General features: G+C 70.4%; 28 protein-coding genes. 11 read left to right on the top strand and 17 right to left on the bottom strand.

Translation table 11 applies throughout. The annotated features are described in order from the left end of the window. Nucleotides 1-54 precede the first annotated feature (54 nt). Nucleotides 55-702, bottom strand: coding sequence for an NUDIX hydrolase (locus H508_RS0102520; RefSeq protein ID WP_051222551.1), 648 nt, complete (start codon nucleotides 700-702; stop codon nucleotides 55-57). Nucleotides 703-706: 4 nt separating this feature from the next. Next, a complete protein-coding gene (locus tag H508_RS14060) occupies nucleotides 707-2,158 on the bottom strand; it encodes a DNA recombination protein RmuC (RefSeq protein ID WP_051222549.1) in 1,452 nt (483 codons plus the stop codon). Between the two features lie 50 nt (nucleotides 2,159-2,208). Here H508_RS14060 and H508_RS0102510 point away from each other — a divergent pair, with 50 nt between their 5' ends. Then, entirely contained in the window at nucleotides 2,209-2,955 is a 747-nt protein-coding gene (locus H508_RS0102510; RefSeq protein WP_026372906.1) for an MBL fold metallo-hydrolase, read from the top strand. A gap of 16 nt (nucleotides 2,956-2,971) precedes the next feature. Here the strand turns inward: H508_RS0102510 and H508_RS0102505 are convergent, their stop codons facing one another. From H508_RS0102505 to H508_RS0102485, 5 genes are all read right to left on the bottom strand, one after another. Next, a complete protein-coding gene (locus H508_RS0102505; RefSeq protein WP_026372905.1) occupies nucleotides 2,972-3,187 on the bottom strand; it encodes a DUF5302 domain-containing protein in 216 nt (71 codons plus the stop codon). Then, entirely contained in the window at nucleotides 3,184-4,065 is an 882-nt protein-coding gene (locus H508_RS0102500; protein ID WP_026372904.1) for a DUF998 domain-containing protein, read from the bottom strand. The genes H508_RS0102505 and H508_RS0102500 overlap by 4 nt, the downstream gene beginning before the upstream one ends. Nucleotides 4,066-4,303: 238 nt before the next feature. Then, nucleotides 4,304-5,383 (bottom strand): DUF998 domain-containing protein, encoded by a 1,080-nt coding sequence (locus H508_RS14055; RefSeq protein WP_156905963.1) that lies wholly within the window; start codon nucleotides 5,381-5,383, stop codon nucleotides 4,304-4,306. Between the two features lie 42 nt (nucleotides 5,384-5,425). Next, on the bottom strand, nucleotides 5,426-6,052 hold the full coding sequence (locus H508_RS0102490) for a LysE family translocator (RefSeq protein ID WP_026372903.1): 627 nt from the start codon (nucleotides 6,050-6,052) through the stop codon (nucleotides 5,426-5,428). An 82-nt stretch (nucleotides 6,053-6,134) separates the two neighbouring features. Next, a complete protein-coding gene (locus tag H508_RS0102485; RefSeq protein WP_026372902.1) occupies nucleotides 6,135-6,905 on the bottom strand; it encodes a DUF2382 domain-containing protein in 771 nt (256 codons plus the stop codon). A gap of 196 nt (nucleotides 6,906-7,101) precedes the next feature. Between H508_RS0102485 and H508_RS0102480 the strand changes: the two genes are divergently transcribed. Both H508_RS0102480 and H508_RS0102475 read left to right on the top strand, forming a co-directional pair. Then, on the top strand, nucleotides 7,102-7,581 hold the full coding sequence (locus H508_RS0102480) for a DUF2975 domain-containing protein (RefSeq protein ID WP_026372901.1): 480 nt from the start codon (nucleotides 7,102-7,104) through the stop codon (nucleotides 7,579-7,581). Further along, the gene (locus H508_RS0102475) at nucleotides 7,581-7,808 is read left to right on the top strand and encodes a helix-turn-helix domain-containing protein (protein ID WP_026372900.1); all 228 of its coding nucleotides are present in this window, start codon (nucleotides 7,581-7,583) and stop codon (nucleotides 7,806-7,808) included. Before H508_RS0102480 ends, H508_RS0102475 begins: the two co-directional genes overlap by 1 nt. Before the next feature lie 14 nt (nucleotides 7,809-7,822). On the opposite strand, the gene H508_RS0102465 is transcribed toward H508_RS0102475, so the two are convergent. Beyond that, entirely contained in the window at nucleotides 7,823-8,236 is a 414-nt protein-coding gene (locus H508_RS0102465; RefSeq protein WP_026372899.1) for a hypothetical protein, read from the bottom strand. Then, nucleotides 8,233-9,261, bottom strand: coding sequence for a TerC family protein (locus H508_RS0102460; protein ID WP_026372898.1), 1,029 nt, complete (start codon nucleotides 9,259-9,261; stop codon nucleotides 8,233-8,235). Before H508_RS0102460 ends, H508_RS0102465 begins: the two co-directional genes overlap by 4 nt. 244 nt (nucleotides 9,262-9,505) lie before the next feature. Here H508_RS0102460 and glsA point away from each other — a divergent pair, with 244 nt between their 5' ends. Continuing rightward, on the top strand, nucleotides 9,506-10,717 hold the full coding sequence (gene glsA / locus H508_RS14050; protein WP_051222547.1) for a glutaminase A: 1,212 nt from the start codon (nucleotides 9,506-9,508) through the stop codon (nucleotides 10,715-10,717). Nucleotides 10,718-10,824: 107 nt separating this feature from the next. On the opposite strand, the gene H508_RS0102450 is transcribed toward glsA, so the two are convergent. From H508_RS0102450 to H508_RS14045, 7 genes are all read right to left on the bottom strand, one after another. Continuing rightward, nucleotides 10,825-11,823, bottom strand: a complete 999-nt coding sequence (locus H508_RS0102450) for a histidine kinase (RefSeq protein ID WP_156905962.1) — start codon at nucleotides 11,821-11,823, stop codon at nucleotides 10,825-10,827. Between the two features lie 140 nt (nucleotides 11,824-11,963). Further along, nucleotides 11,964-12,581, bottom strand: coding sequence for a hypothetical protein (locus H508_RS0102445; RefSeq protein ID WP_156905961.1), 618 nt, complete (start codon nucleotides 12,579-12,581; stop codon nucleotides 11,964-11,966). 26 nt (nucleotides 12,582-12,607) lie between these two features. Beyond that, entirely contained in the window at nucleotides 12,608-13,723 is a 1,116-nt protein-coding gene (gene nrdF, locus H508_RS0102440; RefSeq protein ID WP_084154964.1) for a class 1b ribonucleoside-diphosphate reductase subunit beta, read from the bottom strand. A gap of 40 nt (nucleotides 13,724-13,763) precedes the next feature. Further along, complete coding sequence (gene nrdE, locus H508_RS0102435) at nucleotides 13,764-15,914, bottom strand: class 1b ribonucleoside-diphosphate reductase subunit alpha (RefSeq protein WP_169514148.1); 2,151 nt, start codon at nucleotides 15,912-15,914, stop codon at nucleotides 13,764-13,766. Beyond that, nucleotides 15,902-16,300 carry a class Ib ribonucleoside-diphosphate reductase assembly flavoprotein NrdI gene (gene nrdI, locus H508_RS0102430; RefSeq protein ID WP_021009528.1) on the bottom strand — a complete coding sequence of 133 codons (399 nt, stop codon included), beginning with the start codon at nucleotides 16,298-16,300 and terminating at the stop codon, nucleotides 15,902-15,904. The genes nrdE and nrdI overlap by 13 nt, the downstream gene beginning before the upstream one ends. A gap of 25 nt (nucleotides 16,301-16,325) precedes the next feature. Beyond that, nucleotides 16,326-16,553 carry a glutaredoxin-like protein NrdH gene (gene nrdH, locus H508_RS0102425; protein WP_021009527.1) on the bottom strand — a complete coding sequence of 76 codons (228 nt, stop codon included), beginning with the start codon at nucleotides 16,551-16,553 and terminating at the stop codon, nucleotides 16,326-16,328. A 326-nt stretch (nucleotides 16,554-16,879) separates the two neighbouring features. Next, nucleotides 16,880-17,581: a DNA alkylation repair protein gene (locus H508_RS14045; RefSeq protein WP_051222545.1), complete on the bottom strand. Its 702-nt coding sequence runs from the start codon at nucleotides 17,579-17,581 to the stop codon at nucleotides 16,880-16,882. A gap of 93 nt (nucleotides 17,582-17,674) precedes the next feature. Here H508_RS14045 and H508_RS0102415 point away from each other — a divergent pair, with 93 nt between their 5' ends. Beyond that, complete coding sequence (locus H508_RS0102415; protein ID WP_026372893.1) at nucleotides 17,675-18,214, top strand: type 1 glutamine amidotransferase domain-containing protein; 540 nt, start codon at nucleotides 17,675-17,677, stop codon at nucleotides 18,212-18,214. Nucleotides 18,215-18,274: 60 nt separating this feature from the next. Here H508_RS0102415 and H508_RS0102410 read toward each other — a convergent pair whose 3' ends face one another. Continuing rightward, entirely contained in the window at nucleotides 18,275-19,297 is a 1,023-nt protein-coding gene (locus tag H508_RS0102410) for an LLM class flavin-dependent oxidoreductase (RefSeq protein WP_026372892.1), read from the bottom strand. A 176-nt stretch (nucleotides 19,298-19,473) separates the two neighbouring features. Here H508_RS0102410 and H508_RS0102405 point away from each other — a divergent pair, with 176 nt between their 5' ends. The 6 genes from H508_RS0102405 to H508_RS0102380 all read left to right on the top strand — a co-directional run bounded on the left by H508_RS0102405 (nucleotide 19,474) and on the right by H508_RS0102380 (nucleotide 25,270). Further along, the gene (locus tag H508_RS0102405; RefSeq protein WP_245569426.1) at nucleotides 19,474-20,913 is read left to right on the top strand and encodes a dicarboxylate/amino acid:cation symporter; all 1,440 of its coding nucleotides are present in this window, start codon (nucleotides 19,474-19,476) and stop codon (nucleotides 20,911-20,913) included. A 92-nt stretch (nucleotides 20,914-21,005) separates the two neighbouring features. Beyond that, nucleotides 21,006-21,452 carry an iron chaperone gene (locus tag H508_RS0102400; protein WP_026372890.1) on the top strand — a complete coding sequence of 149 codons (447 nt, stop codon included), beginning with the start codon at nucleotides 21,006-21,008 and terminating at the stop codon, nucleotides 21,450-21,452. A gap of 64 nt (nucleotides 21,453-21,516) precedes the next feature. Further along, nucleotides 21,517-21,738, top strand: a complete 222-nt coding sequence (locus H508_RS0102395; protein ID WP_026372889.1) for a hypothetical protein — start codon at nucleotides 21,517-21,519, stop codon at nucleotides 21,736-21,738. Continuing rightward, nucleotides 21,735-22,118, top strand: a complete 384-nt coding sequence (locus H508_RS0102390) for a type II toxin-antitoxin system VapC family toxin (RefSeq protein WP_026372888.1) — start codon at nucleotides 21,735-21,737, stop codon at nucleotides 22,116-22,118. The genes H508_RS0102395 and H508_RS0102390 overlap by 4 nt, the downstream gene beginning before the upstream one ends. A gap of 112 nt (nucleotides 22,119-22,230) precedes the next feature. Then, nucleotides 22,231-24,738 carry an ATP-dependent Clp protease ATP-binding subunit gene (locus tag H508_RS0102385; RefSeq protein ID WP_051222543.1) on the top strand — a complete coding sequence of 836 codons (2,508 nt, stop codon included), beginning with the start codon at nucleotides 22,231-22,233 and terminating at the stop codon, nucleotides 24,736-24,738. Between the two features lie 94 nt (nucleotides 24,739-24,832). Further along, on the top strand, nucleotides 24,833-25,270 hold the full coding sequence (locus tag H508_RS0102380; protein WP_026372886.1) for an SAM-dependent methyltransferase: 438 nt from the start codon (nucleotides 24,833-24,835) through the stop codon (nucleotides 25,268-25,270). Nucleotides 25,271-25,317: the final 47 nt, after the last annotated feature.

Below are 25,317 nucleotides of genomic sequence, written 5' to 3'. Positions count from 1 at the left end.
TCAAGACGCGCTCCCCGGCGATCGAGTCGGCCGACGACGTCGGCCGTGTCGAGATCAGCGGTGCTCGAACCGCCAGGGCAGCGCCCCGACGTGCAGCCGATGTCGCGGACCCTCCTCGGAGTCGGCACTCCCGTCGTACGCCTCGTCGCCCTCCCAGAGCGCGAGCGCCCGAGCGGGGTCCTGCTTCGTCGCGTAGCGCTGCGGCTCGCGGGCGGCGATCGCCGTGAGCGCCGCGTCGACGGTCGGGAACGGCAGCAGGGTGTCGAGCGTCACCCACGTGGGCGGGAACAATCGCAGGTCGCCCTTCCCGTGCCGCTTGAGCGCATCCGCCGGTCGGATCCAGGTCGCGTCGATCGCCTCGGCCTGCTGCAGGCGCAGCTCGCCCTCGGGAGCCCGGGCGACGAAGAACCAGGTGTGGAACTTCGTCGCGAGCTGCTCGGGCGGGATCCACTGCGACAGCGGCACGAGCGCCGCGGGGTCGACGACGAGCGCGCTCTCCTCGGCCGTCTCGCGCACCGCGGCGTTCCGCGCCGTGGTCTCCTCGTCGGCCGCCTCGTCGACCGGCTCGACGCGGCCGCCGGGGAAGACCCAGCCGCCGGGGAAGGAGCCGCGGTCGGGCCGCTGCAGCATCAGCACCTCGATGGCGCCGGCGTGCCCGTCGCGCACCAGTACGAGGGTCGCGGCGACGGGGATCTCGGTCACGCGCTCACGCTACCGCCGAGGGCCCCGCTTCGGCGGCATCTCGCACCGCCTCGCGCGCCATGTCGCGGATCGCGTCGTCGGCGTGCACGTCGGGCTTCTGCGCGGCGACCGCGAGCACCTCGAGCGGCGGGTGGCGCTCGAGCGAGGGCTCGAGTCCCTGCAGGCTCGAGAAGCGCCGGGCCTGGGTCACGACGTTGCGGTCGAGGGATGCGTTGAAGGCGTTGTACGCCTCGACCGTGCGGTTGAGGCTGCTGCCGAGCTTCGTCAGGTGGGTGCCCATCGTGCCGAGCCGCTTGTGCAGCTCGCGCCCCACTTCGAGCACCTGCAGCGCCTCGCCGGCGAGCTGCTCCTGCCGCCAGGTGTAGCCGACGGTGCGGAGGAGGGCGACGAGCGTCGCGGGCGTCGCGAGCACGACGTTGCGCTCGAAGGCGCGCTCGAAGAGCGTCGGGTCGCGCTCGAGCGCGGCGTTGAGGAACGGCTCGGCGGGCACGAACATCACGACGAACTCGGGGCTGCCCGGCACCGCCTCCCAGTAGGCCTTCGAGCCGAGCTGGTCGATGTGGTCGCGGAGGTGCCGCGCGTGCGCATCGAGCCGCTTGTCGCGCGTCGCGTCGTCGCTCGCCTCCATCGCCTCGAGGTAGCCCGCGAAGGCGACCTTCGCGTCGACGATCACCTGCTTGTCGCCCGGCAGGTGCACGAGCATGTCGGGGCGCAGCGCGCCGTCGTCGGTGGCGTGGTGCGCCTGCTCGGTGAAGTCGACGTGCTGCAGCATGCCGGCGGCCTCGACGACGCGCCGCAGCTGCAGCTCGCCCCAGCGGCCCCGCACCTGCGGCGCCCGCAGCGCCGTGACGAGCTGGCGGGTCTCGGTCGAGAGCCGCTCGGAGCTCGAGCGCATGAGCTGCAGCTGCTCGGCGAGCGCGGCGTTCGCCTCGGCGCGCGCCTTCTCGGCCGCCGTGACCTCGGAGCGCACCGACTCGAGCGACTTCGAGAGCGGCTCGACGAGCTGCTGCACGGCCTGCTCTCGCTTCGCGAGCTCGGCCGCGCCCTCGCTCTGCGAGCGGCGGAGGCGCTCCTCCGCCTGCTCGAGGAAGAGCGCCGAGTTGCGCTCGAGCGCGGCGCTCGAGAGCTTGGCGAACTCGTCGGCTCGTCGCTGCGCGTCCTGCTGCAGCTCGGCGATCGCCTCGCGGCCGCGCTCGCGCTCCTCGGCGAGCCGCTGCGCCGCCTCGGCGCGCACCTCCTCGAGCTGCGCTGCGTGGCGGCGCTCGGCCACGTCGCGCTCGCGGGCGCGCTCGCCCTCGATGAGCTCGAGCCGGCTGCGCGCGACCTGCAGCTCGCCGATGCTCGCCGCGTGCTCCGCGTCGGCGCGGGCGCGACCGGCGCGCGAGCCGAGCAGCGCGCCGAGCGCGCCCGCGAGGAGCATCCCGAGCAGGGCGACGACGACCAGGAGCGGATCCATGGCTCCATGTCACCAGATGCCGGTGACATGCCGGGGCTACCCTCGGTCGCATGGTGGAGATCCAGCGCATCCTCGCACCGAACCCCGGTCCGATGACCCTCGACGGCACGAACACCTACGTGATCGGCGGCGAGATCGTCGTCGACCCCGGGCCCGCCGACGCCGAGCACGTCGAGCGGCTCGTCGATCTCGCCCCGCGGCTCATCCTCGTCACCCACAAGCACACCGACCACACGGAGTCGGCGCGCGAGCTCGCCCGCTCGACCGGCGCGGTGCTGCGCGGCCTCGACCCCGATGAGTGCCACGGCGGCTCGCCGCTCGTCGACGGCGAGTGGATCCCGGTCGGCGACGCCGAGCTGCAGATCCTCGCGACCCCCGGCCACACGCACGACTCGGTCAGCATCGTCGTGCCGGACCGCGCGGTGCTCACGGGCGACACGATCCTCGGCCGCGGCACCACCGTGATCATGCACCCCGACGGCGCGATCGCGCCGTACCTCGCGAGCCTCGACAAGCTCGAGGAGCTCGGCGACCTCGAGGTGCTGCCGGGCCACGGCGATCCGCTGCCCTCGGTCGCGGCCATCGCGCGGCAGTACCGCGCGCACCGGCTCGAGCGGCTCGAGCAGGTGCGGCAGGCGCTGCGCGATCTCGGCGCGAGCGCCGCCGAGGCGACGGTCGGCGACGTCGTCGACCTGGTCTACGCCGACCTCGCCGACGACGTGCGGTTCGCCGCCGAGGCGTCGACCGCGGCGCAGCTCAGCTACCTCGCGGAGGCGGACGCGCCCCCGCGAGACTGACGCGCGGCGACCGGGATCAGCCGCTCTTGCGCCGGTGCACGCGCTTCTGCACCGCGGGGCCGGAATGCGCGCCCTGCACGCCGCCCTGGGGTGCCATGCCCTGGCCGTGGTGGCCGAGCTTCTTCTTGTCGAGCGCCTCGCGGAACTTGCGGCGCTGCGCCTCCGCAGGGCTCTCGACGCCCTCTGGCGTGTCCTGCGGCGTCTCTGCCTCTGCCGGTTCGTTCTCGCTCATGACCCCACCTTGCCGCCTGGCGGCATCGATGTCGAGTCGGCCTGCGCACCCGGTCGGCCCACCGCATCCGCCCGGTCCTCCCGCACGGCCGCGAGCGCCCTGATGAAGGCGCTGAGCCAGACGAAGATGAAGCCGCACGCGGCGAACTCGAAGCCCGTGAAGCTGTAGTAGCCGACCGGCTCCCACAGCAGGAGCGCACCGATCGTCGCGACCACCATCGCGATCGAGACGACGTGGATGGACTTCGGCAGTCGCGGCGCGAACCACGGCAGGCCCGTGCAGAGCACGCAGAAGAGCAGCACCATGCTCGAGCCGAAGACCATGTGGAGCCACTCGGCGATGTCGATGCGGACGAGCCCGGTGAAGACCATCGACACGCCGATGCCGGCGATGAGCCGTCCGACCCAGCGCGAGCCGGTGCTCGCGCGCCCCGTCGCGGCCTCGAGGTCGCCGCGCGCGTACGCGCCCATCGTCGCGACGAGCACGCCCGACAGCACGAGCGTCATGTTGAAGGCGAAGCCCGAGATGCCGCCGCCGACCCCGAGCTGCGAGAAGTGCAGTTGCCACCAGTCCTCCTGCGAGGCGGTGAGCATCGAGAAGATCACGCCGACGACGAGGAACGACGGCACGAGCACGCCGAGCGTGCGGGTGCCGATGTCGTGGCCGAGCGGATGCGTCAGGTACGCGGCCGCGGCACCCGCGAGGCCGCACGCGAGGGCTCCCGCGAACGGGTCGAGCTGCAGGCCGAGGAACCCGGCCTGCATGATCTCGCCCGCCGAGAGCGCCCCGAGGTAGCCGAGGCCGAAGCACACGAGCGTGATCGCGATGGTGCTGACGACGCGGACCGTGCGGCTCCAGCGGCCGCCGAGGCGCGGCACGGGCGTCGTCGAGCGCAGGTTGGCGACGAGGAACGAGAGCGCCGCGGCGATGCCGGTCGTGAGCGCGGCGATGCGGGCGACGGATGCGCTGCCGCCGATCGGCGCAGGCCCTCGCCCATGAGCGCGAGGCCGAGCGCGAAGGTCGCGACGCCGGCGACGACCGCCGCGACCACCGCGTGCAGCTCCTGCCGGGCGCGCGGACCCTGCGCGGGGGCGTTCGTCGGCACGGACCGCAGCCTCACGCGTCCACCCTGGCACGCAGCAGGTGCGGCACGGCAGAGGGGCGGGATGCGTCAGGGGAGAACGCGCCGATCGTGCGCACGAGCGTCGTGAGCCACACGAAGGCGATGCCGACCGCCACGGCCTCGAGCCCAGCGGCGGAGTAGACAGCGAGCGGGTGCCACAGCAGGAGCGCGACGACGATCGCGACCGCGGCGCCGGCGGTCGTGAGCACGAGCGCTCGGGGCGGTCGCGGCATGACGAGCATCACGGCGCCCGCGGCGGCGCCGAAGAGGCCGAGCGCCCCGAACGCGGCGATGTTGTGGAGCAGCGGCGCCGAGGGCACGGGGAAGAGGCCGACGCACGCGAGCGCGAGTCCGGTGAGCGCGAAGAGCACCACGACCCACGCGATGCCGGGCAGCGCCGCATCGCCGAGCCAGCGGTGCAGGTCGCGGCCGAGGTACGAGCCGATCGTCGCCAGGAGCAGCCCCGCGATCACGACCGTGCCGTTGAACGCCCAGGAGCCGGCGCCGCTGCCCGCGCCGAGGTCGGAGAAGTGCCGCTCCCACCAGCGCGGGTCGGCGGCGGTGAGCATAGCGAAGACCGTGCCGATCGTCAGGAACCCGAACAGCAGCGTCGCGAGGTCGCGCGTCGAGAGCTCGATCCCGGCGCGGAAGGCGAGCCAGCCGGCGGCGGCGCTCGCGATGCCCGTCAGCAGCGCGCCGCCGATCGCCGGCGCCTCGAGCCCCTGCAGCCCGCGGGCGAGGATCTCCGCGCCCGTGAGCGTGCCGAGATAGGCGACGGCGGCGAGGCCGACGGCGAGCGCGACCGTCGAGACGCGCGAGACCGCGCGCTGCCACGGCGGCATCGGGCCCGCCTCGTCGCGGCGGTGCAGGAGCGTGCTCAGCGCGAAGGCCCCTGCGGTGACGAGCGCGACGATGCCCGCCGCGGGCAGGGCGACGGAGCCCTCACCAGCGATCGGCCTCGGCTCACCCCACAGCGCCACGAGCGCGAACGCCGTCCCCATCGCGAACGAGGCCCAGGCCGCGGCGATCGCGCGCGCCTCGCGACGCAGCTCGACGCTCGAGACGGCCTCCACGCATCCGATCGAACCACGCCCGGCTGACGACTGCGCGAGGCGTCAACGCTGCGCGGCGGGGGCGACTCCGAAGCCCGTGATCGCGGCGCCCGCGACGCCGTCGATGGACCGCTGCACGCGCGGGCGAGCGAGCCAGCGACGCATCGTGCGGACGAGCAGCACGAGCGCGCCGAGCCACACGAGCCCGAGCAGCGCGTGCATGCCGGCGAGAGCGGCGCCCCACGCGAGCGGCGAGCCGGTGGCCGGCACGAACTGGGGCAGCACGGCGAGGTAGAACGCGGCGATCTTCGGGTTGAGCAGGTTGGTCACGAGGCCCTGCCGCAGCCCCGTGAGGAAGCTCGTGCCGCTCGTCGGCGGCAGCGCGGCATCGCGGGCGCTCGAGCGCAGCGCCGACCACAGCAGGCGCCCGCCGACCCAGATGAGGTAGGCGGCGCCGGCGAGCCGCACGGCGCCCATCACCGCCGGCGCCGCAGCGAGCAGCGCGCTCACCCCGGCCGCGGACACCGTGCCCCAGAGCAGCACGCCGAGCTGCACGCCGATCGCGACGCCCCAGCCCCTGCGCGGAGCGAGCGCCGCGGCGCGGAGCGTGAGCGCAGTGTCGACGCCCGGCGTGAGGGTCACGAGCAGGGCGACGGCCGCGAAGGCCCACAGCGGTGCGAGGTCGATCATGTGCCCATCCTCCGCGCTGACCGACCGCAGCGCGGAACGGCCCGCCGGGCGTACGCCGGCGGGCCGTTCCGCGTGCTCCGCGTCAGCGTCGCGTGTCGCCCTCGCGGTCGATGTCGATCTCCTCGCGCGCGACGTCGGCCTGCACGGTCTCGTTGTCGACGACCGTGCGGCGGTCGACGCCGATGCGCTCCGCGTCGACGACCCGCTTGTCGACGACCGGCCGCTCTTCGGTGAGCGTGACCTCGATCTCGTCGTCGCCGAGGTCGCCGCGGGTGCCGGTGCTCGTGCCGTCGAGCGGCTCGCGAACGATCTCGACCTCTTCGCGCTCGACCGGGACGGTGACCGTCTCGTGGTCGGTCACGACGTGCTTGCGGATGCGCAGGCGGCCGGACTCGACGCGCTCGGTGCCGACGTGCAGCTCCTCCTCGCGACGGACGATCGACTCGTGGTCGCTGTCGACCGCGTCGGTGCCCGTGCCCATCGAGCCGGTGCCCGCCGAGCCCGTGCCCACGGAGTCGGTGCCCGTGGTGCCGGTGCCGCCCTGGTAGTCGTAGTAGCGGAAGAGCTCTGCCTCCTCCGCCTCGCTCACGTGCGCGTCTGCGTCGATGTTGGGAGCGTCCTTGATCTTGTCCTTCGTGTGCGGCACGTGGATCTCGCCGCCTCGGACGGTCGCGTCGCGGAGCGGCACGAAGCTCTCGCGCGTGCCGAACCAGCCGGTGCTCACCGTCGCGAACGCAGGCTGGCCCGTCGCGTCGTCGAGGTAGACGCTCGACACGGTGCCGACCTTGTCGCCCGTCGAGTCGTAGACGGTGCCGCCCTGCACCTGGTCGATGGAGAGATTGCCGTTGCTCATGGTCGTGCCTCATTCCTGTTCGGGGTTTGTGGTCTGCTTCCACCATGGGGGTCGCGCCTGGAGGTGCGGTCACCGGCGGCTGTGCGTCCGCGATATACCCCACCGGAATGTGCCTGCTAAGCGCGCGGGGCCACCGCGCTCGTTGTTTCGATCGAATCCGATTGACTATCGAGAGATGCGCTGTCATGCTCGACGCATGCTCCGCTCCCGATGGATCGTCCTCCTCCTCCGCGTGGCGCTCGCGGCCGCCGCCGCCTGGCTGCTCGTGATCATGCTGCTGTCGCTGCCCGGCGAACTGGCCGACGAGGCGCCGTGGTTCCGCGTGGGCGCGCAGGCCTTGCTCTCGCTCGTGATCATCGCGGTGCTCGCGGTGATCGTCTGCATCTGGCGGCTGCTCACGCTCGTGCAGCGCGACCGCATCTTCAGCCACGAGGCCCAACGCTGGGTCGACGCGATCGTGTGGGCGCTCGCGATCGGTTGGGCGCTCTTCGCCGCCGGCGCGCTCACGGTCGCGGCCGTGATCTTCTTCACCCCCGAGCTCCGCGACCCGGGCATCCCGATGGCGCTCTTCGGGCCGGTCGTGCTCTCGCTCCTGCCGCTGCTGCTCATGGTCGTCATGCGCGGACTGCTGCAGCAGGCGAGCGGCTACCGCGCCGAGCTCGACGAGGTGATCTGATGCCGATCGTCGTGCGGATCGACGTCGAGCTCGCCAAGCGCAAGCTGAGCGTGGGCGAGTTCGCCGAGCGCGTCGGGCTGAGCCCCGCGAACGTCGCGGTGCTCAAGAACGGCCGCGCGAAGGCGGTGCGCTTCTCGACGCTCGACGCGATGTGCCGGGTGCTCGGCTGCCAGCCGGGCGACCTGCTCGAGTGGGTCGACGACGACGGGGCGGATGCGTCGACCTGAGCCGCGCGGGCGGCTCACGATCGCTCGGTCGAACCGGGCCGCTGCCGGCTCACCGCGATCCGCTCGACCACGACTGCGCCCGTGTCGTCCCGGTGGACGAGCGCGGTGGCCCCGAGGGCGCGCGCGAGCCGCCGGGCGCGCCGGGCGGTGCGGAGCAGCGCCGCTGAGCGGGCGGCGAGGCTGCGCCGCCGCAACGCGAGTGGAGCCGGCGCGAGCTCTCGCGCCATCTCGGCGAGGTGCTCGACGAGCGCCTCGCGACGCAGCGCGTGCCGGTCGGCGAGCGCCGCATCGGTCGTGAAGCCGAGGCGGCGCACCGCGGCGACCACGACGAGGCCGTCGAGCGGCTCGGCGAGGGCGCGGGCCATGAGTTCGAGCGGGCGCTCATCCGCCTCGTCGACCAGCACCGCGACGGTGTGGGCGACAGTCACCGGCGGCTCCGCTCGCGCGCGCCGCGGCGGCTCAGCAGCGGCTCGAGCTCGGCGAGCTCAGCCGCTGTCGCCACGCGGAAGGAGCCCGCGGGCGCTGTCTCGACGGCGCGGCGCTCCTGCCCTCGCGTCGCCGCGAGCGACACCGCGATCGAGATGCCGATGATGAGCGCGACGACAGTGAGGGAGACGAGCGTGGGGATGTACAGCACGTCCAGCAGCGCCATCTTCGCGCCGACCCAGATCAGCACGAGCGAGAGTCCGACCTTGAGGTAGACGAAGCGGTGGATGAGATCGGCGAGCAGGAAGTACATCGCTCGCAGCCCGAGGATCGCGAACGCGTTCGCGGTGAAGACGAGGAACGGCTCGGAGGTGACCGCGAAGATCGCCGGGATTGAGTCGACCGCGAAGACGATGTCCGTCACCTCGACCAGCACGAGCACCGCGAGCAGCGGCGTCGCCACCACGACTCCCGCCTTCCGCACGAGGAAGCGCTGCCCGTGGTACGCATCCGTCATCGGCACGACGCGCCGGAAGAGCCTGAGCACTCGCGAGCGCTCGGGGTGCACGTGCTCGTTGCGAGTGCGCAGCATCTGGATGCCCGTGACGATGAGGAATGCGGCGAAGACGTAGAGGATCCAGGCGAAGCTCTCGATGAGCGCAGCCCCGACCGCGATGAAGATGCCGCGGAAGACGAGCGCGCCGAGCACACCGAGGAACAGCACTCGGTGCTGGAGCTCGCGCGGCACCGAGAACGCGGCGAAGATGATCGCCCAGACGAAGACGTTGTCGACCGCGAGCGACTTCTCGATCAGGTAGCCGGCGAAGTACTGCTGGCCGAGCTCGGCGCCCCACAGGTTCCAGACGACGATCCCGAAGCTGATGCCCGAGAGCACCCAGACGATCGACCAGGCGAGCGCCTCGCGCACGCCGATGACGTGTGCCCGCCGATGTGCGAAGAGATCGATCGCGAGCATGACGACGATCGCCGCGAGCACGGCGAGCCAGGCATAGAAAGGTACATCCATCGTGTCCTCCAGTTGACGGTGCAACTGGAGGTCTCGTCCGAGACCCGAAGGCCTCCAAGCGCCGGAGCCCGATGGCGAGCACGAAATGACGACGCGTGGCCGGGGGACTACTCCCCTCCGCAAGCATCATACATGCGCAGACGCTGCGGCCGGAACCGATCGAGGTGCTCTCCTTGCGAGGCCACAGCGGATGCCGCGGTTCGCCGTACGGATGGCCCTCAGCCGAGCATCGCTAGCCTCGAGCATGCGCAATCCCATCCCGGAGCTGCTCGACGAGATGCTGCGCGAGTGCGCCGACGACGACGGCGGGGAGCTGCACGACGAGATCCCCGAGCTCGCCGAGGCGGACCCCGACCGCTTCGCGATCGCGCTCTGCACGGCCGACGGCACCGTCTACGCGACGGGCGACGCCGAGCACCGCTTCACGATCCAGTCGATCTCGAAGCCGCTGGTCTACGCGCTCGCGCTCGCCGACCGTGGGCTCGAGAAGGTGCTCGAGCACGTCGGCGTCGAGCCCTCGGGCGACGCCTTCCATGAGATCTCGCTCGAACCCAGCGGCCGGCCGCGCAACCCGATGATCAACGTCGGCGCCGTCACGACGCACTCCCTCGTCGGCGACCCCGCGTGGACCCTGGCCGAGCGCGACGAGCGCGTCCGGGCGGGGCTCTCGGCCTTCGCCGGCCGCGAGCTCGAGATCGACGAGGCCGTGTTCGAGTCGGAGCGCTCGGTCGCGAGCCACACGCTCGCGCTCGCCTACCTGTCGCACTCGCAGGGCAAGCTCGACGGCGAGCCGCACGACGCCGTCGACGGCTACATCCGCCAGTGCTCGATGCTCGTCGACGTGCGCGACCTCGCGGTGATGGCGATGACGCTCGCGAACGGCGGCAGGAATCCGATCACCGGCGCGCAGGTCGTGCCCGTCTGGGCGTGCACGCAAGCGCTGAGCGTCATGGCGACGTGCGGCATGTACGACGCCGCGGGGGACTGGATGAGCCGGGTCGGCATCCCGGCGAAGAGCGGCGTCGCGGGCGGCGTGCTCGGGGCGCTTCCCGGCCAGATCGGCGCCGGCGCGTTCTCGCCGCGGCTCGACGACGTCGGCACGAGCGTGCGTGGCGCGCGAGCGTTCGCGCGCATGTCGACCGAGCTCGGCCTCCACCTCATGCACGCGCCCGAGGTCGCGACGCACGTGCTCTACGGCGTGGTCGAGCCCGACACCGACGGCGACGGCGTGCGCGAGGTGCAGCTGCAGGGCACGATGCACTTCGCCGCGGCCGAGGCGGCGCTGCGCGAGCTCGAGGGGCTCCCCGACGATCGCTCGCCCGTCGTGCTGGACCTGACGCGCGTCGTCTCGGCGAGCGCGATCGGCCGTCGCCTGCTGACCGAGGCCGTCGAGCGGATGCGCGCCGACGGCCGGGAGGTGCTGGTCACCGACCCCGACGGCGTGCTCGGCGCATGACGCGGTGCCGCTCGCGCGACGCCGCCCCGCGATCGCGCGGGACTAGAAGTCCCAGTCCTCGTCCTAGGTCACCTCCGCACCTGGAAGGCAGCAGTAAGCAGCTTCACCTAGGGCCCGACCGCGTCCAACTCTACTGAGAACGTAGTCAAGTAGTGCGCGGGGAAACGTTGATCAGGATCGTCAGCCTGTTCAACAGACACGCGTCCGCTGACCGCGTCCAGCACGCTCCGCACGGTGCCGAGTCCGATGCCCTGACCGAGCGGTTCCAGCTCACGAGCGACCTTTCCCCGGAACCCTGGCAGCCAGATCTTGGAATCCTCGCCAGCCATCAATCGGGGCCCGAGCGAGGAGAACCCGATCCTGACGCGTTGCGGTGTGACATCAAAGCGCACCGTCGCCCGTGACCGAGCGGGAGCGTACTTAATCATGTTGTCTAGAAGGCCTTGGATCACGGCACCGATAGCGTCATTGCGGTATCGAACACGCTCTCGGCACTCACCCTCAAGACGAAGATCCAGCTCCTTCTGCCGAGCCTGCCAGTCGTAAATTCTGACGTACTTCAGCACCAGAGGGTGAATCTCGAACAGTCCGGTTTCCTCGAGCGCACGCGCGGGGTCCTCGACATAAACGAGCGCGTCGACCTTCAAGCGCATCAGCTCCGAGGCGAAGTAGATCGCGCCCTCCGAGAAGTGTTTCTCTGCGGCGTGATGAACATCCATCGTTGGCTCCCGAAGCCGGAGCAGAGTCTCAGCATGGCCGCGAATCTGATTCAGCAACTGCAGGAAGTCGTGACTCTGCGAGAGGTTCTGATCGAAATCTTTCCGAAGCTTCTCCAGCGCTGCGTGCATAGCCGCCGGATTCGTTCCGAGCTGCCGGATCGCCTCCGCTTCCTGAATCTCGAGACTTTCGACGAAGCCGACGCCGAGCGCCCGGGCGGCCTCTACCGCGCGCGTAACTTCCTCGGCTCTCACCCTCTCCGATGGGGAGTTGCGATACCGATGGCGGAGCTTACTGTTCGGCGAGGGTAGCTGCGGGATGAGCCCCATCGTCACGCGTTCATCGTCGACACGGCTGAAGCCATATCCGAAGCGACATTGGTCGAGCACGCCGGCAGGCTTGCTCGATTCCGCGCATTCGCGGACACGGCACCGACGACAGTCCATCGGTGCACTCCGAATCGATCCGTCCGTAACGGACCCGTCGGCCATCGTGGGATACGGAAAGATGGCCCAAGGAGACTGCTCCATCAGGAGAACGCATCCCAGCTCGAGACGTACAGGTCGAGCAACGAGACCGCCAGTTCAATCTTCGCCGCATCGGCTCCTACGCCTCGAGCGGCGTCTCGAAGCCGAGAGGGGTCCTTGCGAGCAAGCGCCCACTCAACCTCCCTGCGCAGCCGGTCAGGCGCCTGCCCGGCAGGGTCCAACCCAGCGAGAATCTGCGCCATGTAGAAAGCCGGATCCGCCTGCCTTTTCAGCAGCTCGTCGACCGCAAGCTTGAAATCGATGTATGACTGCCGCTTATCGAGAGCGCGGTCCGCCAACTGAACCAGCCCGGTATGCGACAACTGATGCTTGCGTGACGAATATAGAATCACCGCTTGCCCTGGCTTCGTATTCTTGACAGCTTGCAGGATGCCCAAGCCCTGCAGGGCGGCATCCGACTCCACAGCCACTCCATGGATGTCGAGAAGAATGACTGTGTACCGGCCGTCAGTCAATTGGGAAAGGTCGGTAATCGATGGCCAACGCTCGATGTGGTATCCGTCCCGACGAAAGAGATCCATGTAGACGAAGTCATTGTCGTCGACCACGAGCAAGCGCGCGCGCTTCTGAACCTCTTCGAGAGGGATTGCCTTCGGCAAAGTGGGACGGAACCACCTGAGCATGATTAGAAGTCCCAGTCCTCGTCCTCGGTCGCCTCGGCCTTGCCGATGACGTACGAGGAGCCGGAGCCCGAGAAGAAGTCGTGGTTCTCGTCGGCGTTCGGCGACAGGGCCGACAGGATCGCCGGGTTGACGTCGGTGACGGTCGACGGGAACAGCGGCTCGAAGCCCAGGTTCATCAGCGCCTTGTTGGCGTTGTAGTGCAGGAACTTCTTGACGTCCTCGGTGAGGCCCACGGGGTCGTAGAGCTCGGCCGAGTACTTCGCCTCGTTCTCGTAGAGCTCGTAGAGCAGCGAGTACGTGTAGTCCTTGATCTCGGCCTGCTTCTCGGGCGTGAGCTTCTCGTAGCCCTTCTGGAACTTGTAGCCGATGTAGTAGCCGTGCACGGCCTCGTCGCGGATGATGAGGCGGATCATGTCGGCCGTGTTCGTGAGCTTCGCGCGGCTCGACCAGTGCATCGGCAGGTAGAAGCCCGAGTAGAACATGAACGACTCGAGCAGCGTCGAGGCGACCTTGCGCTTGAGCGGGTCGTCGCCCTCGTAGTAGCCGATGATGATCTCGGCCTTGCGCTGCAGGTACGGGTTCTCCGTCGACCAGCGGAAGGCGTCGTCGATCTCCTTCGTCGACGCGAGCGTCGAGAAGATCGACGAGTACGACTTCGCGTGCACGCTCTCCATGAAGGCGATGTTCGTGAGCACCGCCTCCTCGTGCGGCGTCACCGCATCCGGGATGAGCGAGACGGCGCCGACCGTGCCCTGGATCGTGTCGAGCAGCGTGAGGCCGGTGAAGACGCGCATCGTGAGCAGCTTCTCGTCGTCGGTGAGCGTCGCCCACGACTGGATGTCGTTCGACAGCGGCACCTTCTCGGGCAGCCAGAAGTTGTTCACGAGGCGGTTCCACACCTCGAGGTCCTTCTCGTCCTCGATGCGGTTCCAGTTGATCGCGCGCACGAGGTGGTTGTGGCGGTGCTGGCGCTTCTGCGCCTCGGTCTGCACGCCGCCGTCGAGCGCCTCCTGGATCTCGGCGCGGTCGGCCTCGATCGCCGGACCGGCCTCCTCCGCGAGCGTCGGAGCGTCGATGGCGTCATCGAAGACCGACGCCTGCGTCTCTTGGGTGTCCATGTCCTGTTCCTTCATCGTTGTCGCGCTAAAAGTGAGGAAATTACAGCATGCATGAGACGCAGCCATCCACTTCCGTACCCTCGAGCGCCAGCTGGCGCAGTCGCACGTAGTAGATCGTCTTGATGCCCTTGCGCCACGCGTAGATCTGCGCGCGGTTGATGTCGCGGGTCGTCGCGGTGTCCTTGAAGAACAGCGTGAGCGAGAGGCCCTGGTCGACGTGCTGCGTCGCCGCGGCGTAGGTGTCGATGATCTTCTCGGGGCCGATCTCGTAGGCGTCCTGGAAGTACTCGAGGTTGTCGTTCGTCATGAACGGCGCCGGGTAGTAGACGCGCCCGAGCTTGCCCTCCTTGCGGATCTCGATCTTCGCCGCGATCGGGTGGATCGACGACGTCGAGTTGTTGATGTACGAGATCGAGCCGGTCGGGGGCACCGCCTGCAGGTTCTGGTTGTAGATGCCGTGCTGCTGCACGAGCGCCTTCAGCTCACGCCAGTCGTCCTGCGTCGGGATGTGGATCTCCGACTTGTCGAAGAGCTCCTGCACGCGGGCGGTCGCCGGCTTCCACTCCTGCTCGGTGTACTTGTCGAAGAACTCGCCGGTCGCGTACTTCGAGCGCTCGAATCCCTCGAACGTGCGGCCCTTCTCCTGCGCGATGCGGTTGGAGGCCCGCAGCGCGTGGAACAGCACCGTGTAGAAGTAGATGTTGGTGAAGTCGATGCCCTCCTCGGAGCCGTAGAAGATCCGCTCGCGGCCGAGGTAGCCGTGGAGGTTCATCTGGCCGAGGCCGATCGCGTGGCTCATGTCGTTGCCGCGCGCGATCGACGGCACGGAGCCGATGTTCGACTGGTCGGAGACCGCGGTGAGCGCCCGGATGGCCGTCTCGACGGTCTTGCCGAAGTCGGGCGAGTCCATCGACAGCGCGATGTTCATCGAGCCGAGGTTGCAGGAGATGTCCTTGCCGACCTCGACGTAGTCGAGGTCGTCGTCGTAGGTCGACGGGGTGTTGACCTGCAGGATCTCGCTGCAGAGGTTCGACATGTTGATGCGGCCGTCGATCGGGTTCGCCCGGTTCACCGTGTCCTCGAACATGATGTACGGGTAGCCCGACTCGAACTGGATCTCGGCGAGCGTCTGGAAGAACTCGCGCGCGTTGATCTTCGTCTTCGTGATGCGCGCGTCGTCGACCATCTCGTGGTACTTCTCGGTCACCGAGATGTCGCTGAAGGGCACGCCGTAGACGCGCTCGACGTCGTACGGCGAGAACAGGTACATGTCCTCGCCCTTCTTCGCGAGCTCGAACGTGATGTCGGGCACCACGACGCCGAGCGAGAGCGTCTTGATGCGGATCTTCTCGTCGGCGTTCTCGCGCTTCGTGTCGAGGAACCGCATGATGTCGGGGTGGTGCGCCTGGAGGTACACCGCGCCAGCGCCCTGACGCGCGCCGAGCTGGTTCGCGTACGAGAAGCTGTCTTCGAAGAGCTTCATCACGGGGATGACGCCGGAGGACTGGTTCTGGATCTGCTTGATCGGAGCGCCGTACTCGCGGATGTTCGTGAGGTTGAACGCTACGCCGCCGCCGCGCTTCGAGAGCTGCAGGGCCGAGTTGATCGAGCGGCCGATCGACTCCATGTTGTCCTCGATGCGCAGCAGGAAGCACGAGACGAGCTCGCCGCGCTGCTTCTTGCCGGCGTTGAGGAAGGTCGGGGTGGCCGGCTGGAAGCGGCCGTTCACGACCTCGTCGACGATGTGCTCGGCGAGCGTCTCGTCACCCGCGGCGAGCGCGAGCGCGACGTTCACGACGCGGTCCTCGTAGCGCTCGAGGTAGCGCTTCCCGTCGAAAGTCTTGAGCGTGTACGACGTGTAGTACTTGAAGGCGCCGAGGAACGTCGGGAAGCGGAACTTGTAGCCGTACGCGCGCTTCATGAGCGACTTGATGAACTCGAAGGAGTACTGGTCGAGCACTTCCTTCTCGTAGTAGTCGTTCTCGACGAGGTAGTCGAGCTTCTCCTTGAGCGAGTGGAAGAAGACGGTGTTCTGGTTGACGTGCTGCAGGAAGTACTGGTTCGCCGCCTCGCGGTCCTTCTCGAACTGGATCTTGCCGTCCGGTCCGTAGAGGTTGAGCATCGCGTTGAGCGCGTGGTAGTCCATCGCCGACGTCTTGCCCGTCGTCATCTCGGGCGTCACTGTCGCCATAGTCCATCCAATCCGTCGTTGACGACGCGCACGTCGTCGGGGGTTCCGAAGAGTTCGAAGCGGTAGAGGTGCGGCACGTCGCACTTGCGCGCGATGATGTCGCCCGCGAGTCCGTAGCCCGCACCGAAGTTGGTGTTGCCGGCGCTGATGACGCCTCGCAGGTGCTTGCGGTTCTCCTCGTCGTTGAGGAACCGGATCACCTGCTTCGGGACGGCGCCCTTGCCGTCGCCGCCGCCGTAGGTCGGCACGATGAGCACGTAGGGCTCTCGCTGCTCGAGCGGCGGGTCGGAGGCGTAGAGGGGGATGCGCGAGGCCGGCCGGCCGAGCTTCTCCACGAAGCGGGCGGTGTTGCCCGACACGCTCGAGAAGTAGACGACCTGGTTCACGGCGCCCTCCGGCCGGCGGCGCGGCTCAAGCCGCGATGATCGCCTTGATGCGGTCGGGCTGGAAGCCCGACCAGTGCTGCTCGTCGGCGATCACGACGGGTGCCTGCATATAGCCGAGCTCCTTGACCGTCTGCAGCGCCTTGTCGTCGGCGGTCACGTCGAAGATCTCGTACTCGATGCCCTGCGCGTCGAGCGCGCGGGTGGTCATCGTGCACTGCACGCAGGCGGGCTTCGAATAGACGGTGACGGTCATGGCCGCTCTCCTCGGTGTGGTTCGGGTGCTGGGGTCTCGTGATCCGGCCGTGGCCGGGCTCCCACTATATGTGGGGTCTGGCGGCGATCAAGGACACAAGATGGTGTGTTTCTCCACACCTGAGTGAACAAGAACTCCACAGGTGTCATTCCCGCCGCGCAACGACGCGGAAAAGCCTGTGGAGAGTCGGCGCCGACCCTGTGGGGAGTCGGCGACAAGATCTCCGCGACACGCCGAGACGGACTTACAGCGGTGTGGTTCGACGTCGGCATCGGGCACCTCCGGGGCTTCGAGGGGCACGCTACGCCGGGCCGCCCACATGCCGCTCAGCGCGTCCGCAGGGCCCGCAGCCGCTCGCGCTCGGCCGGCTCGAGCCGCTCGGTCGCGAAGCGCAGGGCGATCGCGGTCATGCGCGGCGCCTCCCGCTCCAGCACGCCGGTCAGCAGCTCCCGATCGACCTTGCCGACCTCGCGCAGCACCGCGCCGATCGTCCGCTGCAGCTGCGTCGCGGAGGAGCCGAGCATCCCGACGGCGAGTCGCACCGCATCCGTCGCGCGCCCCCGCCGCACGAGCGCGAGCGATCCCATGAGGGCGCTCCGCTGCCGGAGCGGATCGCCGGAGGCGGCGAGGCCGTCGAGCATGGCGGTGCCGGCCTCGACCGCGGCGCGCCCGAGCACGGAGGGCGCCGCGAGGTCGACGAGATCCCAGGAGACGATCCGGTCGTGCTCGGCGACGTAGAGCGCAGCGGCCTCGGCGAGCCACGGATCGCCGTGCTTTGCGCGCTTCGCGCCCTGCCCGAGGATGCTCAGGGCGAGCACCCGCGCCTCGTGCTCGGGGCGTCGCAGCAGCACCCGCACGTCGTCGAGCGACGCGTCGAGGTGCTCGCGCGCGAGCGCGAACACCGCGCCCATGCGCACGCCGAGGATCTCGGTCTCGGTGCGGTCGGCGAGCGCGCGCTCGAGGGGTGCGCGCTGCGCGGGAGTCGCGAGCCCGCGCAGGTGCGCGACGAGCTCCTCCGGCGCGACCACGGCCCCAGGCTGGCAGGCGTCCAGGCGGCGCACAAGGTGCGCCCAGTCCGGCTCCGTAGCGTCGCCCGCACACCCGATGGAGAAGGAGGCAGCATGGCTGACATCACCGGCAAGAAGGTCGCGTTCGTCCTCACGGACGGCTTCGAGGACTCCGAGCTCACGAGCCCGTGGGAGGCGGTGCAGGCCGCGGGCGGCACGCCGACCCTCGTCTCGCCCAAGGAGGGCTCGATCGAGGGCAAGAACGGGCACGAGCAGGCCGTGGATGCCGCACCCGGCTCCGTGAGCGCATCCGACTTCGACGCCCTCGTGCTCCCGGGCGGCGTGGTGAACGCCGACCACCTGCGGATGGACGAGGCGTCCGTCGCGCTCGTCAAGGGCTTCGCCGATGCGGGGAAGCCGATCGGCGTCATCTGCCACGGCGCGTGGATCCTCATCGAGGCGGGTGCCGTCGACGGCCGCCGCATGACGAGCTACCCGAGCCTCAAGACGGACCTGCGGAACGCGGGTGCCGAGTGGGTCGACGAGGAGGTCGTCACGGACAATGGGCTCGTCTCGAGCCGCACGCCCGACGACCTGCCGGCGTTCAATGCGAAGATCGTCGAGGAGTTCGCCGAGGGCACGCACGCGCGCTGATTCGAGCGGTGAGGAGCCGGCTGTCCGCTGCGGCAGCCGGTTCCTGCCATATGGGGAGGGTCAGTCCTCCCGCCACCCGAGATCGCGCGCGACCGCGACGAGCGAGCCGAGCAGGTGCACGTTGTAGTCCAGCCCGAGCTGGCTCGGGAGCGCGAAGAGCACCGTGTCCGCCGCTTGCACCGCCTCGTCGGCGAGCAGCCGCCGGGCGACGTGCTCGGGCTCGCCGGCGTAGGTGGGGCCGCCGCGCACCGCGCCGCCCTCGAGCCACCCGACGCCGTCGTGCTGCTCGTCGGCGAGCCCGAAGTAGCGGCGGTCGTCGTCGGAGAAGAACGGGAAGGCGCTGCGGGTGACGGCCGTGCGGGGCGGCACCTCGTGCCCGGCCTCGGCGTAGGCGTCGAGGTGGCCGCGCACCTGGTCTGCCTGCTGCACGTGGAAGGGACGGCCGTCGTCCTGCGTCAGGAGCGTCGACGAGAGCAGGTGGTAGCCGTGCTCGCCGGCCCACACGCCCGAGGTGTGGTTGCCGGCGCCCCACCACAAGCGGTCCGCGAGCCCGGCCGAGCGCGGCTCGACCGGCAGGTCGGGGCCCTGTCCGAGCTGCGCCGCCCGCTCCGAGCGGGCTTGGGGCTCGCCCCGGAGCGCGCGGCGGAAGTGCGCTGCGCGCTCGCGCGCGACATCCGACCAGCGCTCGCCCAGCTCGAGGCCGAGCCCGAAGCGCTCCTGGCCGTCGACCGCCGGCTCGGGGGAGCCGCGCGAGATGCCGAGCTGCAGCCGGCCGCCCGAAAGCAGGTCGGCGGCGCTCGCGAGCTCGGTCATCGCGAGCGGCTGCTCGTAGCGGAGGTCGACGACGCCCGTGCCGAGCTCGAGCGTCGAGGTGCGCGCGCCCATCGCCGCGAGCAGGGGGTAGGGCGCGGCGAGCGACTTGTCGAAGTGGTGGACGCGCACCCAGGCGCCGTCCATCCCCGCCTCCTCGGCGGCGACGGCGAGCTCGACGTGCATGCGGAGCGAGTCGCCCGCCGTCGGCACGCGCGAGCCGACGAGCTGCCGGTAGTGGCCGAAGGAGAGGAAGCCGATCCGCTTGCGCATGCCGGGGAGAACCCCGGCGCGCGCACGCGCATTCCGGAGGAACCGCCCGCCAGGACCCTCCGCGTGACGCTATCTGACACGCGGCGTGACAACCGGGCCTTATTGCCGCTATAACTGTATCTGCGCACGAGCCGCTCTGGCCCGCGCGACCCCCTCACCGCATCCCTAGGAGCACCGTGCCCACCACTGCCGCGCCTGCGCCCTCGCGCGCTCGCCGGATCCTCGGATCCTTCGGCTTCCAGATCTCCGCCGCGCTCGTGCTCGGCGTCGTGCTCGGCCTCGTCGCGCTGCAGCTCGGCCCCGGCGCCGAGGGCGCCGACAACCCGCTCGCCGAGACGCTCGCGACGATCGGCTCGAGCTACGTCGCGCTGCTGAAGACGGCCGTCGTGCCGCTCATCCTCACCGCGATCATCGCCTCGATCGCGCGCCTCGGCCGCGTGCAGAACGCCGCGCGACTCGCGGGCCAGACGCTGCTGTGGTTCGCGATCACCGCCGCGATCGCCGTCACGATCGGCATCGCGCTCGGCGTGACGCTCCAGCCCGGCTCCCGCGTCGACGGCTCCGGCCTCGAGGCAGAGGCACCGAGCCGCGTCGGCGGCTGGTGGGACTTCCTCATCGGCCTCGTGCCGCAGAACTTCCTCGGCCTCACCGTCACGACCCGCGAGTCGGCCGAGGGCGTCGTCAGCTCGACCGTCGGCTTCAACGTGCTGCAGGTCATCGTCGTCGCGACGGTCGTCGGCATCGCCGCGCTCAAGCTCGGCCGCAAGGCGCAGCCCTTCCTCGACTTCACCGAGTCGACCCTCAAGGTCATCCAGAAGGCCCTGTGGTGGATCATCCGCATCGCCCCGATCGGCACGGTCGGCCTGCTGGGCAACGCGGTCGTGCAGTACGGCTGGGAGAAGCTCGGCACCCTCGCGTGGTTCGTCGGCGCGATCTACCTCGGCCTCGCGCTCGTGCTCTTCGTCGTCTACCCCGTGCTGATCAAGGCGCACGGCCTCTCGATCCGCCAGTACTTCTCGGGCGTGTGGCCCGCGGTGCAGCTCGGGTTCGTGAGCCGCTCGTCGATGGGCACGCTGCCGCTCACGCAGCGCGTCACGGAGCGCAACCTCGGCGTGCCGCGCGAGTACGCGTCGTTCGCCGTGCCGTTCGGCTCGACGACGAAGATGGACGGCTGCGCCGCGATCTACCCCGCGATCGCCGCGATCTTCGTCGCGCAGTTCTTCGGCATCGAGCTCTCGCTCATCCAGTACGTGCTCATCGCGGTCGTCTCGATCGTCGGCTCCGCCGCGACCGCCGGCACGACCGGCGCGACCGTCATGCTCACGCTGACGCTCTCGACGCTCGGCCTCCCGCTCGAGGGCGTGGGCCTGCTGCTCGCGGTCGACCCGATCGTCGACATGGGCCGCACGGCGGTCAACGTCGCCGGCCAGGCGCTCGTCCCGACGATCGTGGCGAAGCGCGAGGGCATCCTCGACCGCGCGATCTACGACGGCCCCCGGGGCGACGGCCCGTTCGTCGACGACTCGGACGAGGCGGATGCGTCGAGCGAGGCGGATGCGTCCACGGGCTCGGGCGCGGAGCCCGACGAGCGCCGGGAGCCCGTCCCGACGCGCTGACGCCGGGCAGGATCGGAGAAGCGAGCCGCGATGCGCGCGGGCATGATGGTGCGCATCGCGGCTCGCGCGATCGACGACGATCGGAGGATCCCATGGCGAAGACCGAGGCGAAGGCGGAGGGCGGCACCCTGTCGAAGGAGGAGCGCGAGGCGCTCAAGGCGCGCACCGCCGAGCTCCGCCGCCAGTCGAAGGGCGGCAACAAGAAGGAGCGCGATCGGCAGGACGTGCTCGACGCGATCGAGGGGCTCCCGGAGCCCGACAAGTCGCTCGCGCAGATGGTGCACGAGGTCGTCTCCGAGACCGCGCCCGACCTCGACCCGAAGACCTGGTACGGCTTCCCGTCCTACGCGCGCGACGGCAAGGTGCTCGTCTTCTTCCAGCAGGCGTCGAAGTTCGACGAGCGCTACTCGACCCTCGGCTTCCAGACGATCGCGAACCTCGACGACGGCGACATGTGGGCGACGTCCTACGCCGTGGTCGCCGACACCCCCGCGGTGCGGCAGCAGATCGCGGAGCTCGTTGCGAAGGCGGTCAGTTGACCTGACCTGAGCCGCGACCCCGCGTCTGTCGACGACTGCGACACGCTTGCTAGCATTCTGCGACATGAAGACGCTCTACTTGCGCAACGTGCCGGACGAGGTCGCGCGCCGCCTGCAGCGGCTCGCGGATCGCGACGGGATGTCGGTCGGTGCGGTCGCCGTCCGTGAGCTCGCCGAGGCGTCGCGCCGTGCCGACAACGCGGCACTCCTCGACGCGCTGCCCGACCTCGGCATCGGGCCGACCCCGGTGGTCGCGGCGCTCGACGACGAACGAGAGGCTCGGTGATCGTCCTCGATGCCTCGGCCGCGGTCTCCGCCCTGCTCGACGACGGCGCAGCGAGGTCGTTGCTCGGCACAGAGGCGGCGCACGCGCCCCACCTGATCGATCTCGAGGTCGCGAGCGTCCTGCGGCGCATCGTCGCGTCCGGGCGCATCGCGGCCGACGACGGCTGGGCGGCGATCGACGCCTGGCGCCGCATCGGCGTCACGCGGTACGCGGTGACCGGGCTCCTGCCGCGCATCTGGGAGCTGCGCGACAACCTGTCCGCGTACGACGCCGGCTACGTCGCGCTGGCCGAGGCCCTCGAGTGCCCGCTCGCGACGATCGACGCGCGGATCAGCCGGGCACCGGGGCTCCGATGCCCCATCACGGTCCTGCCCGGGTAGCAGGCAGCAAGGAAGCGATCGCCGCAGGCGGGAATGCGCATCGACGGTGTGCGTTGTCTAAACTTGAGTCGGGCACACTCAAGTCCGACACGACGACTCCAGGGAGATGCACATGGCCGCGATCTACGGGCCGACCTACGGGTTCGGCGGCGACGGATCCTTCGATGACTTCATCGCGCGGATCCTGCAAGGACAGCGCGTCCCGGCGCAGCGCTCGATCGACCTCTCGCGCCTCGTCTCGAGGCGCATGAGCTCGGTCATGGCGAGCGCCGTCGAGTACGCGCGCGAGCACCGGCACGCGGAGGTCGACGCGCTGCACCTGCTGCACGCGCTCCTCGAGCTGCCGCCGGTCGGCGCGACCGTCGCGGGCGTCGGCGTCGACACGGATGCGCTGCGCACCACGGTCGAGGAGCGGATGCCGGCCGACGGGGATCGTGAGATGGCCACTCCGCCGTCGCTCACCGCATCCGCCCAACGTGCACTGCGCGACGCCTACCAGATCGCGCGCGCCAACGGCTCGAGCTACATCGACCCCGAGCACCTCTTCTTCGCCTTCATCGTCGCGGGCGACAGCGCCGTCGGAGCGCTCCTGCAGGAGGCGGGCATCACGCCCGACGCGCTGCAGCGCGCCGCCGTGCAGGCGCAGCGCGACGCGATCGAGGCGCAGCAGCGCCCGTCGAAGGCCGTCGACCCGAGCTCGACCACGCCGACCCTCGACGAGTTCGGCACCGACCTCACCGAGCGCGCCCGCGCGGGCGAGCTCGACCCCGTGATCGGGCGCGCCGACGAGATCGAGCAGACGATCGAGATCCTCTCGCGCCGCACGAAGAACAACCCCGTGCTCATCGGCGAGGCGGGCGTCGGCAAGACGGCGATCGTCGAGGGGCTCGCGCGCGCGATCGTCGAGGGCGACGTGCCGAAGTCGCTCACCGGCAAGCGCGTCGTGGCGCTCGACATGACCGCGATGGTGGCCGGCACCCGCTATCGCGGCGACTTCGAGGAGCGCATCACGAAGGCGATGGAGGAGATCAGCGCCCACAAGGACGAGCTCATCGTCTTCATCGACGAGCTGCACTCGATCCTCGGCGCGGGCGGCGGGGGCGAGGGCGGCATGGACGCGGCGAACATCCTCAAGCCGCGCCTCGCGCGCGGCGAGCTGCACATGATCGGCGCGACGACGCTCGCGGAGTTCCGCCGCATCGAGAAGGACGCCGCGCTCACCCGCCGCTTCCAGCCCGTGCTCGTGGCCGAGCCGAGCGTCGACGACGCCGTGCAGATCCTCGAGGGGCTCGCGCCCGCCTACGCCGAGCACCACCGCGTGACGTACACGCCCGAGGCGATCCGCGCCGCGGTCGAGCTCTCGCACCGCTACATCAGCGACCGCTTCCTGCCCGACAAGGCGATCGACCTCATCGACCAGGCGGGGGCGCGGCTGCGCCTGCGGCTCGGCACCAAGGTCGACGTCGACGCGCTCGTCAAGGAGCGCGAGCACCTCGAGGATCAGAAGCGGCAGGCCGTCGAGGCTGAGGAGTTCGAGGAGGCGACCCGCATCCGCGACCGCATCACCGCGATCCAGGCGGCGATCGACTCCGGCTCCGGCGAGGACGGCACGGTCGACGAGGAGGAGATCGCCGAGGTCGTCGCGCGCGCGACCGGCATCCCGGCGTCGCGGCTCACCGAGGGCGACCGCGAGCGGCTCGCCCGCCTCGAGGATGAGCTGCACGAGCGGGTCGTCGGGCAGACGGATGCGGTGACCGCGATCGCGAAGGCCGTCCGCCGGTCGCGCTCGGGGCTCGGCGACGCGTCGCGGCCCATCGGCTCGTTCCTCTTCCTCGGCCCGACGGGTGTCGGCAAGACCGAGCTCGCGAAGGCGCTCGCGGCGAGCCTGTTCGGCTCCGAGGGCGCGCTCGTGCGCTTCGACATGTCGGAGTTCGGCGAGCGCCACACGGTCGCGCGCCTCATCGGCGCCCCTCCCGGGTACGTCGGCTACGACGAGGCGGGCCAGCTCACCGAGAAGGTGCGGCGCCAGCCCTACTCGGTCGTGCTGCTCGACGAGATCGAGAAGGCGCATCCGGATGTCTTCAACCTGCTGCTGCAGGTGCTCGAGGACGGCCGGCTCACCGACGGCCAGGGCCGCACGGTCGACTTCCGCAACACGGTCGTCATCATGACCTCCAACCTCGGCAGCGAGTTCCTCGCGTCGAAGGCCGGCCCGATCGGCTTCCAGGCCGGCGACGGCACGGGTTCGAGCGACGAGCTGCGCGCGAAGGTCATGGGCAAGCTGCGCGAGCAGATGCGGCCGGAGCTCATCAACCGCATCGACGAGATCGTGCTGTTCCAGAAGCTCGAGCCGGAGGAGCTGCGGCAGATCGTGACGCTGCTGCTCGATCGCGTGCGCGAGCGGCTCGCGGCGCAGGAGCTCGAGCTCGAGGTGACGGATGCGGCCCTCGGCTGGCTCGCGGAGCACGGGTACGAGCCCGAGTTCGGTGCGCGGCCGCTGCGCCGGCTCATCCAGCGCGAGGTCGAGGACCGCGTCGCCGACCTCATCGTCGGCGGCCTCGAGCGCGGCACGGTGCGCGTCGACGTCGAGGGCGACGCCCTCGCCGTCACCGCCGCCTGACCCGCGCGGGCCGGCGGCGGGCCGCTTCCACAGCGGATAGGGCTTGCCCCGCGGCGTGTCCCCCGCCATGCTCTCCTGACACGAAGGAGGCGCCATGGCCGCTCTCTCCGCCCGGCTCGCCGCGGTGCTCGACGCGCTGCCGCTGCGACCTGGCATGCGCGTCCTCGAGCTCGGCTGCGGCCCCGGCGCCCTCGCGCGAGCGATCGCCGAGCGCGTCGGGCCCGAGGGCTTCGTGCTCGGCGTCGACCGCTCGATGATGGCCGTGCAGGCCGCGGAGCGGCAGTCCGACGCCGGCAACCTCAAGTTCCGCGTCGTGAACGCCGAGGGCTTCCACCTCAAGGCGGGCGAGGAGCCCTTCGACCTCGTCGTCGCGATCCGCGTCGGCGCGCTCGACGGCCGCCACCCCGAGCTCGAGGCCGCGGCGATGGAGCGGCTCCGCGCCGCGACCGTGCCCGGTGCCTCGCTCTTCATCGACCGCGGCGACCCGCTCGAGGAGATCGCCCTCCACGGCGAGCCCGCCCCGACGGCGTGAGGCGAGCGGCGCCCGGGTATCGTCGACCCGAATCCGTCGGAGGGCCT

The organism is Agrococcus lahaulensis DSM 17612, assembly GCF_000425105.1.
GTDB classification, from domain to species: Bacteria; Actinomycetota; Actinomycetes; order Actinomycetales; family Microbacteriaceae; genus Agrococcus; species Agrococcus lahaulensis.
This window is presented reverse-complemented; position numbering and strand designations above follow the sequence as displayed.

Excerpts from the sequence above, each read along its gene's own strand:
- H508_RS0102395 (WP_026372889.1), top strand. The coding sequence starts at position 21,517 with ATGAAGACGCTCTACTTGCGCAACGTGCCGGACGAGGTCGCGCGCCGC.
- H508_RS0102505 (WP_026372905.1), bottom strand. The coding sequence starts at position 3,187 with ATGAGCGAGAACGAACCGGCAGAGGCAGAGACGCCGCAGGACACGCCA.
- H508_RS0102385 (WP_051222543.1), top strand. The coding sequence starts at position 22,231 with ATGGCCGCGATCTACGGGCCGACCTACGGGTTCGGCGGCGACGGATCC.
- H508_RS0102415 (WP_026372893.1), top strand. The coding sequence starts at position 17,675 with ATGGCTGACATCACCGGCAAGAAGGTCGCGTTCGTCCTCACGGACGGC.
- H508_RS14060 (WP_051222549.1), bottom strand. The coding sequence starts at position 2,158 with ATGGATCCGCTCCTGGTCGTCGTCGCCCTGCTCGGGATGCTCCTCGCG.
- H508_RS0102475 (WP_026372900.1), top strand. The coding sequence starts at position 7,581 with ATGCCGATCGTCGTGCGGATCGACGTCGAGCTCGCCAAGCGCAAGCTG.
- H508_RS0102490 (WP_026372903.1), bottom strand. The coding sequence starts at position 6,052 with ATGATCGACCTCGCACCGCTGTGGGCCTTCGCGGCCGTCGCCCTGCTC.
- nrdH (WP_021009527.1), bottom strand. The coding sequence starts at position 16,553 with ATGACCGTCACCGTCTATTCGAAGCCCGCCTGCGTGCAGTGCACGATG.
- H508_RS0102400 (WP_026372890.1), top strand. The coding sequence starts at position 21,006 with ATGGCGAAGACCGAGGCGAAGGCGGAGGGCGGCACCCTGTCGAAGGAG.
- H508_RS0102480 (WP_026372901.1), top strand. The coding sequence starts at position 7,102 with ATGCTCCGCTCCCGATGGATCGTCCTCCTCCTCCGCGTGGCGCTCGCG.
- H508_RS0102510 (WP_026372906.1), top strand. The coding sequence starts at position 2,209 with ATGGTGGAGATCCAGCGCATCCTCGCACCGAACCCCGGTCCGATGACC.
- H508_RS0102485 (WP_026372902.1), bottom strand. The coding sequence starts at position 6,905 with ATGAGCAACGGCAATCTCTCCATCGACCAGGTGCAGGGCGGCACCGTC.
- H508_RS0102460 (WP_026372898.1), bottom strand. The coding sequence starts at position 9,261 with ATGGATGTACCTTTCTATGCCTGGCTCGCCGTGCTCGCGGCGATCGTC.
- H508_RS0102410 (WP_026372892.1), bottom strand. The coding sequence starts at position 19,297 with ATGCGCAAGCGGATCGGCTTCCTCTCCTTCGGCCACTACCGGCAGCTC.
- nrdF (WP_084154964.1), bottom strand. The coding sequence starts at position 13,723 with ATGGACACCCAAGAGACGCAGGCGTCGGTCTTCGATGACGCCATCGAC.
- nrdE (WP_169514148.1), bottom strand. The coding sequence starts at position 15,914 with ATGGCGACAGTGACGCCCGAGATGACGACGGGCAAGACGTCGGCGATG.
- H508_RS0102380 (WP_026372886.1), top strand. The coding sequence starts at position 24,833 with ATGGCCGCTCTCTCCGCCCGGCTCGCCGCGGTGCTCGACGCGCTGCCG.
- glsA (WP_051222547.1), top strand. The coding sequence starts at position 9,506 with ATGCGCAATCCCATCCCGGAGCTGCTCGACGAGATGCTGCGCGAGTGC.